The sequence below is a fragment of the Olsenella sp. An285 genome (genome assembly GCF_002159625.1).
GTDB lineage: Bacteria > Actinomycetota > Coriobacteriia > Coriobacteriales > Atopobiaceae > Thermophilibacter > Thermophilibacter avicola.
Map to the genome: position 1 here is coordinate 62,778 of NZ_NFIZ01000009.1, position 13,643 is coordinate 76,420.

At 65.7% G+C, this 13,643-nt stretch carries 12 protein-coding genes and 4 tRNA genes; all 16 read left to right on the top strand.

Annotated features, from left to right (window positions below; translation table 11 throughout):
• Nucleotides 1–173 precede the first annotated feature (173 nt).
• The 16 genes from rpsB to B5F79_RS07290 all read left to right on the top strand — a co-directional run bounded on the left by rpsB (nt 174) and on the right by B5F79_RS07290 (nt 13,457).
• Nucleotides 174–926, top strand: coding sequence for a 30S ribosomal protein S2 (gene rpsB, locus B5F79_RS07215; RefSeq protein WP_087219519.1), 753 nt, complete (start codon nt 174–176; stop codon nt 924–926).
• A 41-nt stretch (nt 927–967) separates the two neighbouring features.
• Entirely contained in the window at nt 968–1,837 is an 870-nt protein-coding gene (gene tsf, locus B5F79_RS07220) for a translation elongation factor Ts (protein WP_087219522.1), read from the top strand.
• Nucleotides 1,838–2,045: 208 nt separating this feature from the next.
• The gene (gene pyrH, locus B5F79_RS07225; protein WP_275083928.1) at nt 2,046–2,774 is read left to right on the top strand and encodes a UMP kinase; all 729 of its coding nucleotides are present in this window, start codon (nt 2,046–2,048) and stop codon (nt 2,772–2,774) included.
• Nucleotides 2,775–2,776: 2 nt separating this feature from the next.
• Entirely contained in the window at nt 2,777–3,322 is a 546-nt protein-coding gene (gene frr / locus B5F79_RS07230) for a ribosome recycling factor (RefSeq protein WP_087219528.1), read from the top strand.
• Nucleotides 3,322–4,107, top strand: coding sequence for an isoprenyl transferase (locus B5F79_RS07235; protein WP_087219531.1), 786 nt, complete (start codon nt 3,322–3,324; stop codon nt 4,105–4,107). Before frr ends, B5F79_RS07235 begins: the two co-directional genes overlap by 1 nt.
• A complete protein-coding gene (locus B5F79_RS07240) occupies nt 4,104–5,048 on the top strand; it encodes a phosphatidate cytidylyltransferase (RefSeq protein WP_087219534.1) in 945 nt (314 codons plus the stop codon). Before B5F79_RS07235 ends, B5F79_RS07240 begins: the two co-directional genes overlap by 4 nt.
• The gene (gene dxr, locus B5F79_RS07245) at nt 5,045–6,244 is read left to right on the top strand and encodes a 1-deoxy-D-xylulose-5-phosphate reductoisomerase (RefSeq protein ID WP_087219537.1); all 1,200 of its coding nucleotides are present in this window, start codon (nt 5,045–5,047) and stop codon (nt 6,242–6,244) included. Before B5F79_RS07240 ends, dxr begins: the two co-directional genes overlap by 4 nt.
• Nucleotides 6,241–7,626, top strand: a complete 1,386-nt coding sequence (locus tag B5F79_RS07250) for a site-2 protease family protein (RefSeq protein WP_087219539.1) — start codon at nt 6,241–6,243, stop codon at nt 7,624–7,626. The genes dxr and B5F79_RS07250 overlap by 4 nt, the downstream gene beginning before the upstream one ends.
• An 8-nt stretch (nt 7,627–7,634) precedes the next feature.
• A complete protein-coding gene (ispG, locus tag B5F79_RS07255; protein ID WP_087219542.1) occupies nt 7,635–8,711 on the top strand; it encodes a flavodoxin-dependent (E)-4-hydroxy-3-methylbut-2-enyl-diphosphate synthase in 1,077 nt (358 codons plus the stop codon).
• A gap of 379 nt (nt 8,712–9,090) precedes the next feature.
• On the top strand, nt 9,091–10,806 hold the full coding sequence (locus B5F79_RS07260) for a proline--tRNA ligase (protein ID WP_446723461.1): 1,716 nt from the start codon (nt 9,091–9,093) through the stop codon (nt 10,804–10,806).
• Between the two features lie 250 nt (nt 10,807–11,056).
• Nucleotides 11,057–11,132, top strand: a tRNA-Ala gene (locus B5F79_RS07265).
• Nucleotides 11,133–11,175: 43 nt separating this feature from the next.
• Nucleotides 11,176–11,251 (top strand) — tRNA-Ile (locus B5F79_RS07270).
• Nucleotides 11,252–11,479: 228 nt separating this feature from the next.
• On the top strand, nt 11,480–12,349 hold the full coding sequence (locus B5F79_RS11060) for an S-layer homology domain-containing protein (protein WP_162607602.1): 870 nt from the start codon (nt 11,480–11,482) through the stop codon (nt 12,347–12,349).
• 154 nt (nt 12,350–12,503) lie between these two features.
• Nucleotides 12,504–13,193 (top strand): biosynthetic peptidoglycan transglycosylase, encoded by a 690-nt coding sequence (locus B5F79_RS07280; RefSeq protein WP_087219548.1) that lies wholly within the window; start codon nt 12,504–12,506, stop codon nt 13,191–13,193.
• Nucleotides 13,194–13,302: 109 nt separating this feature from the next.
• Nucleotides 13,303–13,377, top strand: a tRNA-Val gene (locus B5F79_RS07285).
• Between the two features lie 4 nt (nt 13,378–13,381).
• Nucleotides 13,382–13,457 (top strand) — tRNA-Ala (locus B5F79_RS07290).
• The last annotated feature ends 186 nt before the right edge of the window (nt 13,458–13,643 follow it).

The following is a 13,643-nucleotide window of genomic DNA, read 5'->3' on the forward strand; positions in this document are numbered from 1 at the left end:
GGCGGCCGTCTATAATTCCGCCTGTTGTGCACAAGCACGGCATGTCGCGCGCCAGCGCGGCACCATTACGCACGCGTGACGACCCGCCCGCCGTGGTGCCCGAGGCTCAAGCCAGGCCGAGGGTGGCGAAGCGGGGATGACCTCACGCGGAGGACCAACCACAGGAGGTTACCATGGCTAAGATCACTATCCAGACCCTTCTCGACGCCGGCTGCCACTACGGCCACCAGACCCGTCGCTGGAACCCCAAGATGAAGCCCTTCATCTTTGGCGAGCGCAACGGCATCTACATCCTCGACCTCAAGCAGACCATGCTCGGCGCGGACAAGGCCTACACCTTCCTCAAGGAGACCGCTGCCAAGGGCGGCACCGTCCTCTTCGTGGGTACCAAGAAGCAGGCCCAGGAGCCCATCGCTGCCCAGGCCGAGCGCTGCGGCATGCCCTACATCAACCAGCGCTGGCTCGGCGGCATGCTCACCAACTTCGTGACCATCCGCTCCCGCATCCAGCGCATGGAGGAGCTCGAGGCCATGGTGGAGGACGGCCGCATGGCCCTTCTCCCCAAGAAGGAGCAGGCCGTCCTGGGCAAGGAGCTCGCCAAGCTCCAGGCCAACCTCGGCGGCGCCCGCACCATGACCGCCCTGCCGCAGGCCATCTTCGTCGTTGACTCCAAGCGCGAGGAGATCGCCATCCGTGAGGCCAACCGTCTTCACATCCCGGTTGTCTCCCTGCTCGACACCAACTCCGACCCCGACGTCATCGACTACGGCGTGCCCGCCAACGACGACGCCATCCGCTCCGTCTCGCTCATGTGCGAGCTTGCCGCCGACGCCGTTCTGGCGGGCTCTGGCAAGGAGCAGATCACCGCTGCCGAGATGGAGGCCGGTACCACCGAGCCCGCCGTCGAGGCCCCCGTTGCCGAGTAGCCCTTCGCAAACAAAAGTCTTCTAGGACAGAGGAGAACAACATGGCTCAGGTTACCGCCGCTCTTGTCAAGCAGCTCCGCGAGATGACCGACTCCCCGATGATGGAGTGCAAGAAGGCCCTCGTCGAGGCCGACGGCGACATCGAGAAGGCCGTCGACATCCTGCGCACCATGGGCGTCGCCAAGGCCGTCAAGCGCGCCGGCCGCGACACCAACGAGGGCACCATCGCCACCTACGTCTCCGAGGACGCCAAGCTCGGCGCCATCCTCGAGCTCACCTGCGAGACCGACTTCGTGGGCACCAACCCCAAGTTCACCGGCTTCGCGCTCGAGCTTGCCAAGGTCGTCGCCGAGAACGACCCGGCCGACGTCGACGCCCTCAAGGCGTGCGCCATGGGCGAGTCCACCGTCGAGGCCGAGCTCACCGAGATGATCCACGTCATCGGCGAGAACATGAAGATCGCCCGCTTCCAGCGCGTCACCGCCGACGACGGCGCCCTCAGCTGCTACGTGCACCTGGGCGGCAAGCTCGCCGACATCGTGACCTTCAAGCTCGGCAAGGCCGAGACCGCCAACGCCGACGAGTTCAAGACCTTCGCTCACGACGTTGCCATGCAGGTCGCCGCTGCCGCTCCCGTTGCCGCCCGTCGCGACGACGTCCCGGCCGACGTGATCGAGCACGAGCTCGCCATCTACAAGGCCCAGGCCGCCGAGTCCGGCAAGCCCGAGGCCATCCAGGAGAAGATGGCCCAGGGCCGCCTGGAGAAGTACTTCAAGGAGTCCGTCCTCACCGAGCAGGAGTTCGTCAAGGACAGCTCCCTCACCATCGGCCAGCTCGCCAAGAACGTGGGCAAGTCCCTCGGCGACGACGTCGAGGTCATGAGCTTCATCCGCTACACCTTCGGCGAGTAGCGCCTGACGCATCAGCGCCTTTGGGGGCCGGCGAGCGATCGCCGGCCCCCTTTGCGTTACAGCTCCGCGACCTTCTCGCTCTCCGGCGCCTCTTGGGGAGTCCCCGCTCCGCTCGTGTGGGAAGGCTGAGCGCTCGGGCGAGCCGCGGGGCCGTCGGCGCTCGCTCTGCTAGAATCACGTGAGCACACATCGATGAGTGGAGGTTGGCTTGTCTGACACAGACTTGAAGTACAGGCGCGTTCTTCTCAAGCTCTCTGGCGAGGCCCTCATGGGGTCGCAGTCCTTTGGCATCGACGCCGCCGTGCCGCAGCGCCTTGCCGAGGAGATCAAGCCCGTCTGGGAGGCGGGCGTTCAGGTTGCCATCGTCGTGGGCGGCGGCAACATCTTCCGCGGCCTCACGGGTGCTGCCGCGGGCATGGACCGCGCGCAGGGCGACAACATGGGTATGCTCGCCACGGTCATCAACTCGCTGGCCCTCCAGGACTGCTTCGAGCGCAATGGGATGGACTGCCGCGTCATGAGCGCCATCGAGATGCGCCAGATCGCCGAGCCCTACATTCGCCGCCGCGCGATCCGTCACCTTGAGAAGGGGCGCATCACCATCTACGCCGCTGGCACCGGCAACCCGTACTTCACCACTGACACCGCCGCCGCGCTGCGCGCGTGCGAGGTGGGTGCCGAGGTCCTCATGAAGGCCACCAACGTGGACGGCATCTATGACGCCGACCCGCGCACCAACCCTGATGCCAGGCGCTATGACACCGTCTCCTACCGCGAGGTCCTCAACCGCGACCTCAAGGTCATGGACGCCACCGCGACCGCCCTCTGCCACGACAACAAGATGCCCATCATGGTCTTTGACATCAACCAGCCGGGCGTCTTCATGAAGGCAGTTACCGGAGAGAACGTTGGAACCACCGTAGTCGAGGAGGACTAGGAATGAGCGAGCACACCGACAAGGCCAAGACCTCAATGGAGAAGTGCATCGAGGCCCTCAAGGGCAACTTCGCCCGCGTGCGCACCGGGCGCGCCAACCCGCACATCCTCGACGCGATCAAGGTCGACTACTACGGCCAGCCCACCCCGGTGACGCAGCTCGCCGGCGTGAAGGTGCCCGAGGCCTCCATGCTCGTGGTCGAGCCGTGGGACAAGTCCGCCCTCCGCGCCATCGAGAAGGCCATCGAGAGCTCCGACCTCGGCATCACGCCCTCCAATGACGGCGTCTGCATCCGCCTGCCGTTCCCGCGCCCCACGGAGGAGCGCCGTCGCGAGCTCGCCAAGGAGTGCAACCAGCTCGCCGAAGAGGCGCGCGTCGCCATCCGCAACGTCCGCCGCGACCGCAACGGCAAGATCGAGCGCGACGAGGAGCTCTCCGAGGACGAGCAGACGCGCGAGAAGAAGGCCATCCAGAAGCTCACGGACACCTACGTCGCCAAGGTCGACGAGCTCCTCAAGACCAAGACCGCCGAGGTGATGGAGATCTAGTGCAGCTCGACACCCAAAAGCTGAGGGAGTACTACGCGAACCCTCCCGAGGACGTCAGTCTTGAGGACGTCGACCTCGGGAGGCTTCCTCGTCACGTTTCTATCATCATGGACGGAAACGGCCGCTGGGCGCAGGCCCGCGGCCTCGATCGCTCTAGGGGTCACGTTGCCGGCGTCGACGCGCTGCGCGAGGCCGTCACCACGAGCGTCCGACTTGGGCTCGACGCCCTCTCCGTCTACGCGTTCTCCACGGAGAACTGGCGGCGGCCGCGGCGCGAGGTAGACCTCCTCATGCACCTCTTTGCCACCACGCTCGTGAAGGAGCTCCCGCTCTTCCACCAGGAAAACGTGCGCCTGCGCTTCCTGGGGGACCTCATCGCCCTCCCGGAAGCCACCTATCGGGTCTTCAAGCAGGGCCTCGATGAGACGGCGGACCACACCGGCATGACGTTCGCGCTCGCCGTCAACTACGGCTCCCGCGCGGAGATCGCCCGGACCGCCCGCGAGATCGCGCTCGACGTGGCCTCGGGGGCCCTCTCCCCGGAGGACGTCGACGAGGACTCTGTCTCGAGCAGGCTCTACACCGCCGGGCTCCCTGACCCCGACCTTCTCATTCGCACCTCCGGCGAGATGAGGCTCTCCAACTACCTCCTGTGGCAGCTCGCCTACACCGAGTTCTACGTCACGGACACGTACTGGCCCGACTTCTCTCGCTGGGACTTCCTGCGCGCGGTGAGCGCCTATCAGGGCCGCTCGCGCCGCTTTGGCGGTGTTGCCGCGTCATGACCGACTCAAGCAGGAAGAGGACCGAGAAGAACGCCGGTCTCGACCGCCAGATAGCCAGGCTCGAGGGCGTCCGCGCCTCCAGGGAGGAGGCGCGCGCCTCCGGCAACCTCAAGGGCCAGCGCGTGAGGACCTCCGCCGAGAAGCTGCTCACGCGCACCACGTCCGGCGCCATCTACGCCATCGTCACCCTGGCCTGCCTCTTTGCCGGGCCCATCACCACCACCGTGCTGGTTGCCGCCGAGGCGTGGCTGTGCTGCTCCGAGTTCTTCCGCATCTGCAGGATGGGCGGGCGCATGCCCAACGAGATCGTCGGCCTCGCGGCCGCGCTGCTCTTCCCGCCCGTCGCCCTCTGGGGCGGGCTGCTGGCGCTCACGCTCGTCATCTTCGTCCTCCTTATGGCGTGTGCCTGCTGGTACGTCTTCGCGCCGCGCGCGAACGTCGCAGACGTGGCCGTGACCGCGTTCGGCCCCATCTACACCTCGCTTGCGTTTTCCGCGATCGTCCTTGTGCGCAAGTACGACCCGGGCGTGGATGGTGCGCTCGTGGCGCTCGCCGTGATGCTCTCCATCATGGCGAGCGACGCCTTCGCCTACTTCGTGGGCTCTGCCATCGGCGCCCACAAGCTCGCCCCGCGCATCTCGCCCAACAAGAGCGTCGAGGGCTTCCTCGGGGGCCTCGTGGGGTCCGTCCTGGTGTGGATCGTGATCGCCCTTCTCGTCGTGGGGGAGATGGGAATCCCCATGGCCGCGCTCTGCGGGCTCGTGGTGGGGGTGGCCGGCGTCATTGGCGACCTCTTCGAGTCTCGCCTCAAGCGCGGGGCGGGCGTCAAGGACTCCGGGAACATCCTGCCCGGCCACGGCGGCCTTCTGGACCGCTCCGACTCCATGCTCTTTGGCGGGGTCGCCGCGTACTTCCTACTCCTCTTTGGGGGAATCCTATGAGCATATTCGAGACGTTCTCCAGCCGCGTGCGTCGCAATGGCCCCGTGCGCGTTGCCATTCTCGGCTGCTCGGGCTCCATTGGCACGCAGACGCTCGACGTCTGTCGCCGCCACGCGGACCGCGTGCGCGTGGTCGCCCTCTCGGTGAACGCCTCGACTGAGTTCCTCGTCTCCGCGGCGCGCGAGTTCGGGTGCGCGCACGTTGCCGTCTCCGACGTGCGCCATGCCGCAGACCCCGTGCTGGTCGAGCTGCCTCACGGCTGCGCCTGCGGCGCAGGGCCCGACGCCGTGACCGAGCTCGCGTGCCTTCCCGAGGTCGACGTGGTGGTAAACGCCCTCGTGGGCTTTGCCGGCATGCACGCCGGGCACGCCGCCCTCAGGGCGGGCAAGTCGCTTGCCTACGCCAACAAGGAGTCCATCGTCTGCGGCGGAGACCTTCTCATGCCGCTGGCGAGACCGGGGATGCTCATCCCCGTGGACTCCGAGCACAGCGCCATCTACCAGTGTCTCGTGGGGGAGAGTCCCAAGAGCGTGCACCGCATCTGGCTCACGTGCTCGGGCGGCCCCTTCTACGGGCGCCCCCGCGAGGAGCTTGCGGGCGTGACCGCGGCAGACGCCCTCGCGCATCCCACCTGGACGATGGGGGAGAAGATCACCATCGACTCCGCCACGCTCATGAACAAGGGTCTCGAGGTCATCGAGGCGCACCACCTCTTTGACCAGCCCATCGATGCCATCCGCGTGCTCGTTCACCGCCAGAGCAAGATCCACTCCATGGTGGAGTTCGCCGACGGCGTCGTTAAGGCCCAGCTCGGCGGCTCGGACATGCGCGCTCCCATCCAGTACGCGCTGAGCTATCCCGAGCGCTGGGAGGCGTCGGTCGACCGCATCGACTGGTGCTCGGCGGACCCGCTCACCTTTGGGGAGGCCGACGAGTCCGCATTCGGCTGCCTCGCGCTCGCGCGCGAGGCGGGCCGCGTTGGAGGGACGCTCCCCTGCGCCATGAACGCCGCCAACGAGGTCGCAAACGCAAGCTTCCGTCAAGGGTTATGCGGCTTTCTCGACATCGAGCGCGTCGTTGCCTCCGTCATGGAGCGGACCGAGGTCGAGCGGGTAGAGTCCCTGGAGCAGCTCGACGAGGTGGACGCCCGCGCGCGGGCGCTCGCCCATGACGTTCTTTCGGAGGTTCGTTCTTGAGTTTCGTCCTGTCCTTTCTCTCCGCCGTCTTCTGGGGCGTGCTCGTTCTCTCCGTGCTCGTCTTCGTCCATGAGGGCGGCCACTACCTTGCCTCAAGGATCTGCCACGTCCGCGCGACCGAGTTCTTCCTCGGCCTCCCGTGCCGCATCAGGCTCTCGCGCAAGAGCGGGAAGGTGGGGACCGAGTTTGGCGTGACACCGCTCCTCCTGGGCGGCTACACGCGAATCTGTGGCATGGAGGGCTCCGCGGACGACCTTCTCGCCCCTGCGCTCGACATCGTCATGAGGGAGGGGAGGGTCACCGCCGCCGAGGTAGCTCGCAGGCTGGGCGTCGACGTCGATCGTGCCTATGACCTCCTTGGGACGCTCTGCGACTGGGCGGCCATCCAGCCGTACTACGACTCCGCCCTCGGCGAGCGACCGGGGCAGAGCGACTGGCCCGCCGCCTTCGAGACGCTCGCACGAGACGCCAACCACCTCACCGAGTACGACCGGGGCCATGACTTCTCACTCCCCGGGTCCACCGCCGCGGGCTCCCCGCACGACTCTGGGATGTCTCCCGACGAGCTCCTCGAGCACGAGCGCTCCCGCACCTACCTGGGCGTCGGGTTTCTCAGGCGCGTCTTCATGCTCTTTGCCGGTCCGCTCGTCAACATCGCGCTCGCCTTCGTGCTGGTGACCGTTGCCTTCATGGTGCAGGAGTACCGCTACGTGCCCAACGTGAGCACGCTCGGCGGCGTCGTCGAGGGATCCATCGCTGAGGAGGCTGGGCTCGAGGCGGGGGACACCGTCACGCGCGTTGGCGAGCAGGGCGTCGACAGCTGGGACGGCCTCGTGGGGGCGCTCTCGCCCTACCTCGAGTCGGGCACTGACTTCGAGCTCTCATACGATCGTGACGGATCGGAGCAGACCGTTCTTATCGACCTGCCGGATGGCCAGGCCACCGAGGAGCTCGGCGTCCTCTCAAGCGTTGCCACGTACCGACTGAGCCTGCCCGAGGCGGTGGGCGCCACGCTGGACTACACCGCCCAGACCGCCTCGTATGTGGCGCAGCTCATCCAGCCCGCCCATACCATGGAGGTCCTCGACCAGTCGAGCTCCATCGTCGGCATATCGGCGATGGCGTCTGAGGCCGCCTCAACCGGGCCCTTCACGCTCATGGTCTTTGCTGCCGCGGTCTCCATGTCCCTCGGCTTCATGAACCTGCTGCCCATCCCGCCCTTCGACGGCGGAAAGATCCTCATCGAGGTCATTCAGCTCTTCCTGCGCCGCCCGCTCTCCGCGCGGACGCAGGGCTGGCTCAGCTACCTCGGGCTCGCGTTCATCGTCTTCGTCTTTGTCATCGTGCTCAAGAACGACGTCGTCCGCTTTGTGATTGGTTAGGTGATCTCATGTCCTCCGCCTCCGTCGCACCCAGGTCCCTCACGCGCCCCGTAAGCGTCGGCGGAGTCGCCGTTGGCGGGGGCGCGCCCGTCTCCGTTCAGTCGATGTGCACCACGGACACGGCTGACCCGGATGCCACGCTCGCCCAGATCGGCAGGCTTGCGGGCGCCGGGTGCGAGATCGTGCGCGTGGCCGTTCCCTCCGCACAGGCTCTTGACGGCTTCGAGCGCATCTGCGCGGGGTCGCCCCTGCCCGTGGTGGCGGACATCCACTTTGACCACCGTCTGGCCATCGAGTCCTGCCGTCGAGGGGCTTCGGCGCTGCGCGTCAATCCCGGCAACATAGGCAGCTGGGAGCGCGTCGACGCGGTCATCGACGAGGCCGGTGCGGCGGGCATCCCCATACGCATCGGGGTGAACGCAGGGTCGCTCGATCCCGCCTTCGCGGAGCGCGAGGATCTCACGCAGGTGGAGAAGCTCGTGGGCTCCGCGGCCTCCTTTGTCGAGCACTTCCGCGAGCGCGGCTTCAACGACATCGTGCTCTCCGCCAAGGCGCACGGCGTCCCCACCACCGTCGAGGTCAACCGCGCCCTCTCCCGCGCCCTTCCCGAGGTCCCGCTGCACGTTGGCGTGACCGAGGCGGGCGGTCTTCGTCAGGGTACCGTCAAGAACGCCGCCGCCGTGGGGACCCTGCTCATGGAGGGTATCGGCGACACCATCCGGCTCTCCCTCACGGCGGACCCCGTGGAGGAGGTCAACGTCGCCTGGGACCTCCTCTCCGCCGTGGGGCTCCGTCGCCTGCGTCCCGAGATGGTGAGCTGCCCCACGTGCGGCCGCTGCCAGTGGGACCTCATGGGCGTCGCCGCCGAGGTTGAGCGCCGCCTCGCCGGCGTCCGCGCCCCCATCTCCGTGGCCGTCATGGGATGCGTGGTTAACGGTCCTGGCGAGGCCCGCGACGCAGACATCGGCCTCGCGGGCGGCCGCGGCAAGGCCGTCCTCTTCGCATCCGGCGAGAAGATTCGCACCGTGGACGAGGCGAGCGCCGTCGACGAGCTCTTCGCCGAGATCGAGCGGCGGTTCACGTAGCCGTTCCTCCCGCCATCGGATTTGGCGGCGTGGCCCCCCGGCTCCGGCTGGTGTTGCCGATTTCTGGGCCAGGGCGTGACCGTGCACGACCGCGTTGCGCATTTTGGGGCTGAGGCACGGGCACGTGCTGCGGTCCCAGGTTCTTCTCGCGAGCGCTTAACTTTTGCATAAACTTTCTATGGGTAAAGGGCTGTCGTCTGCGAAGCACGCCGAGCGCGTTCCCCTCTGGCTGGCTTTAGCCGTGCCCCAGCCCGCATTATCAAAACGCCCCAGCGTCCTCTTGGTGCCCCAGCCCCATATATCAAAGCGGTCGCAGGCATCCGGCTCCGGCTTGGCGTAGAATCGTGTGCGTTACGTCGTTGAACGGAAGGGAACGCACGTGAAGCGCTACCAGAAGATGTCCCAGCTCTATGCCCCCACGCTCAAGGAGGACCCGGCCGAGGCCGAGCTCGCGAGCCACCGCCTCCTGCTGCGTGCCGGCATGATCCGCAAGACCGCCGCCGGCCTCTACAGCTACCTGCCGCTCGCCTGGCGCTCGATCTCCAAGATCGAGGCCGTCATCCGCGACGAGATGGAGGCCATCGGCGCCCAGGAGATGATGGTCCCCATCCTCACGCCCGCCGAGCTCTGGCACGAGTCCGGACGCTGGGACGCCTACGGCCCCGAGCTCATGCGCATCGCCGACCGCCACGGCCGCGAGTTCGCGCTTGGCCCCACGCACGAGGAGACCTTCACGGACCTGGTGAAGAACGAGCTGCGCTCCTACAAGCAGCTTCCCGTTACGCTCTACCAGATTCAGGACAAGTTCCGCGACGAGATGCGCCCGCGCTTCGGCCTCATGCGCGGCCGTGAGTTCATCATGAAGGACGCCTACAGCTTCTCTGCGACGCAGGAGTCGCTCCAGGAGTGCTACGAGCAGGAGAAGGCTGCCTACGCCCGCATTGCGGAGCGCTGCGGCATCTACGCGCTGCCCGTCGTGGCGGACTCCGGGCAGATCGGTGGCGACACCTCCGTCGAGTTCATGGCGCTCGCGGACTCTGGCGAAGCCGAGCTCGTTTACTGCGACTGCGGCTTCGCGGCCGACGTCGAGGCGGCGGCGACCAAGGTCCCCGTGACCGAGGGACCCGGCGACGGCACGCTCACGAAGGTTCACACGCCCGGCCTTGGCACCATCGAGGCCGTCGCCGAGTTCTTCGGCTTCCCGGAGAACGGAACGCGCAAGTCGCTCGCGCTCGTGGCGGAGGACGGCACCAACGTCGTCGCCATTGTTCCCGGCGACCACGAGCTCAACGAGATCAAGGCAGAGCACCTCTTTGGGGCCTACCACCTCATGACGGACGAGGAGCTCGAGCTCGCGGGCCTGCACAAGGGCTTCATCGGCCCCGTGGGTCTGCCGGAGGGCGTGCGCCTGGTCTGCGACGAGAGCCTGCGCGAGAGCGAGTCCTGGACCTGCGGCGCCAACGAGGTGGACTACCACTTCACCGGCGCTCGCCCGGGCCGCGACTTCACCGTGGACGAGTGGGCCGACCTCGTGAGCGTGAAGGAGGGCGACCCCTGCCCGCACTGCGGCGCCGCGCTCAAGAGCGCCCGCGGCATCGAGATCTCGCAGGTCTTCCAGCTTGGCACCAAGTACTCCGAGTCCATGGGGGCCACCTTCGCGGACGAGGACGGCGTGGAGCGCCCCTTCCTCATGGGCTGCTACGGCATCGGCGTCTCCCGCACGCTGGCGGCCGTGGTGGAGCAGCACAACGACGAACACGGCATTTCCTGGCCCGTCTGCGTGGCGCCCTACGAGGTCGAGGTCGTTCCGCTCGCGGTGAACGACGACGTGGTCACGCCGGTCGCCGAGAAGGTCGTGGACGAGCTTAGCTCCGCAGACCTCGAGGTGCTCCTGGACGACCGCAAGGAGCGTCCGGGCGTCAAGTTCGCCGATGCCGACCTCATTGGCATCCCGTACCAGGTGATCCTGGGCAAGCGGGGCGTGACGGGCGGCATGGCCGAGGTCAAGGTGCGCGAGACGGGGGAGCGCTTCGACGTGCCCATGGACGAGCTCGTGTCCTGGCTCACCGAGCGCGTGGTGCCCGCCCGGGCATAGTCGCGGCACATCTGCCGCCCATCTGCAGCCCATCTGCATCGAGTGCGGTCTGCGAAGCACTCCTTGACCGCACCTGGTGGCATCCATCAAGAGGCGGGTCGCACTTGGTACTGAATGACGTCTAAAGAGGCCGCACTCCTCGCCCGCACCCATGAGTGCGGGCGAGAATGACCGAGCGGCAGGTACTTTTTTCAAATTCGGGGTTGACCGAGTGTCTCAGTCTGGTAATATTCTCTTCGCACCAACGCACGGGGATATAGCTCAGTTGGGAGAGCGCGTGACTGGCAGTCACGAGGTCAGGGGTTCGAACCCCCTTATCTCCACCATGTGAATTCGGCGGCGGCTTCGGTCGCCGCCTTTTTCATACGAGGGCTCTTGGCGCAACGGTTAGCGCAGGGGACTCATAATCCCTGGGTTGGGGGTTCGAATCCCTCAGGGCCCACCACATTATCTGCCCGGGGACGTCACCGTCTCCGGGCTTCCCGTTTTTCGCCCGTTCATTCTCTTAAGCTCTGAATGTGGTGACGAGTTTCACGCGTTCTATGAGCGGGCTTACATCCCCCTTATGCAAGGGTTACAGCACTATGACGTAACGGGAAGCCGCACGAGGTCTTCTCCCTATACACTCGACGCATCCTATTTGTCCAGGTACGAAGTGGAGGGAGACAAGATCATGAGTAGAATCAGAACCGCCCGACTCGCCATCGCCGCCGGCCTTGTTACCGCGACCTTTGCCGCCGCCATCGCACCCGCGACTGCAAGCGCCGCCTACGGAGGCTACTCGGACGTATCCCAGAGCAGCTGGGTCGTTCAGGAGGGCGTCATCGATTGGGCTGAAACCAATGGTGCCGTCGACGGAAACTCCGACGGAACATGGGGCGTTACAACGATCATCGACAGGGGTACCGCCGCTGAGATTCTCTACAAGCTCGCCGGTAGGCCCAAGGTAAGCGGCTCGACGAACTTTGCTGACTCCGACACGTTTGGTTGGGCTGACAAAGCCATTGTCTGGGCTCAACGAGCTGGCATATTCTCCGGTAACATCCACACTGACGGTTCTGTGACGTTTGATCCCTGGGAGCCGCTCACGCGAGAGCAGGCGGCCAAGGTCCTGCGAGTCGTCGCGCGCTCGAGGTCCGTCAATCCCGATGCCATTCGCGGATTCCAGGACAAGAGCACCGTTTCTGGCTGGGCTGCCGGCTCTGTCGCATGGGCGGTAGAGAACGAAATCATGGGGAAGAGCGGATATTTGGCCGGAGGCAGCAATTGCACGAAGGCCGAATTTGTCTCAATGCTCATGTCCACCGATCGTCGCGTCGACTTTGATGACGACTACTTCGAGGATCGCTTTGACGACCCTGATGACTATTGGGACGATGACGACGACTGGGATGACCTCTGGGACGACGACCGCTGGGACGACGATGACGATGAAGACTGGGACGACCAGTGGGACGATGATGACCGGTGGGACGACGACGATGACGACTGGGACGACGATGACCGGTGGGATGACGACGACGATGACGACTGGGACGACTAGCCTCTCTTAATTCGGTATTTTCTTTGCCTGTAGCAGGATGAAAGATGGGGTCGCTAAATTGGGCGGCCCCATCTTTGTGCTGCCACTCGTCCTTGTTTCCATGGCGTATTTCATGAACTTTCATCACAATTGTGTGCAGGGGAGGTGAGACGCCATGAGAGCCGTTCTGAGGGCCGTGAGGGTGCTCGTGCTTGTCCTTCTCGCCTGCGTGCTGTTTGCGGGCGCGTATGTGGGCGTGAGCGGCTACCTGCTCTACCGGGAGGCGCTCGGCCGAGCCCCGATCGAGGAGGTCGTCGAGTCCGCACGCTCAGATGACTCCTACGTACGGATGGACGATCTGCCCGACGTCTATCTCGACGCCGTGGTTGCCATCGAGGATCACCGCTTCTACGACCATTCCGGCTTCGACGTCATCGCCATCTGTCGCGCCGCCTGGCACGACCTCGTCACGCTTTCCCTCGAGCAGGGCGGCTCCACCATCACGCAGCAGCTCGCCAAGAACCTCTTCTTCACGCAGGACAAGGACTTTTCCCGCAAGGTAGCCGAGGTGTTCATGGCGCTCGACCTCGAGGCGCGCTACACCAAGTCCGAGATTCTGGAGCTCTACGTCAACACGTCGTACTTTGGCGACGGTCTCTCAGGCATAGGGGAGGCGGCGCGCGGCTATCTGGGGAAGGAGCCCCTGGAGATGACCCCCTGGGAGTGCGCCCTCATGGCCGGTCTCCCCAATGCCCCCAACGCGCTCTCCGCGGACCCGGATCTCGCGTGGGCGCGAGCGGAGCTCGTGATGGCCCAAATGGAGAAGTACGGCTACGACACGTCGGTCTTCTCCGCGTGCATGTAAGGCATCTACCTGCGCTCTTCTTGACTTGCTCACATTTTTTGCCACAGACGGAACATTTCTCGTGCCAAACGCGGATTCTTTTGCTAACATACCCCTTGCGCAAAAGCGCGGGCGATTGGCTCAGGGGTAGAGCACATCCTTCACACGGATGGGGTCGCTGGTTCGAATCCAGCATCGCCCACCATTTTGGGGATATAGCTCAGTTGGGAGAGCGCGTGACTGGCAGTCACGAGGTCAGGGGTTCGAACCCCCTTATCTCCACCACGATCGCTCAAGGCCGTCGGATTCATGTCCGACGGCCTTTTCGCTGTTCCCGCACCGTGACGCGGCTCTGCGCCCCCAAGAGTGACCGCTCCCGGCCCGCACCCATGAGTGCGGGCCGGGAGTGCGGGCATTTTTGACGCTTGACCTCGTCGAGTGCGGGCTCCCTCTCGCAGGATGCCGTCAGGT

What these genes read in the sequence shown, in the direction of transcription:
- ispG (WP_087219542.1), top strand. Translation starts at nt 7,635, where the DNA reads ATGTCCTCCGCCTCCGTCGCACCCAGGTCCCTCACGCGCCCCGTAAGC.
- B5F79_RS07240 (WP_087219534.1), top strand. Translation starts at nt 4,104, where the DNA reads ATGACCGACTCAAGCAGGAAGAGGACCGAGAAGAACGCCGGTCTCGAC.
- rpsB (WP_087219519.1), top strand. Translation starts at nt 174, where the DNA reads ATGGCTAAGATCACTATCCAGACCCTTCTCGACGCCGGCTGCCACTAC.
- B5F79_RS11060 (WP_162607602.1), top strand. Translation starts at nt 11,480, where the DNA reads ATGAGTAGAATCAGAACCGCCCGACTCGCCATCGCCGCCGGCCTTGTT.
- frr (WP_087219528.1), top strand. Translation starts at nt 2,777, where the DNA reads ATGAGCGAGCACACCGACAAGGCCAAGACCTCAATGGAGAAGTGCATC.
- dxr (WP_087219537.1), top strand. Translation starts at nt 5,045, where the DNA reads ATGAGCATATTCGAGACGTTCTCCAGCCGCGTGCGTCGCAATGGCCCC.
- B5F79_RS07280 (WP_087219548.1), top strand. Translation starts at nt 12,504, where the DNA reads ATGAGAGCCGTTCTGAGGGCCGTGAGGGTGCTCGTGCTTGTCCTTCTC.
- tsf (WP_087219522.1), top strand. Translation starts at nt 968, where the DNA reads ATGGCTCAGGTTACCGCCGCTCTTGTCAAGCAGCTCCGCGAGATGACC.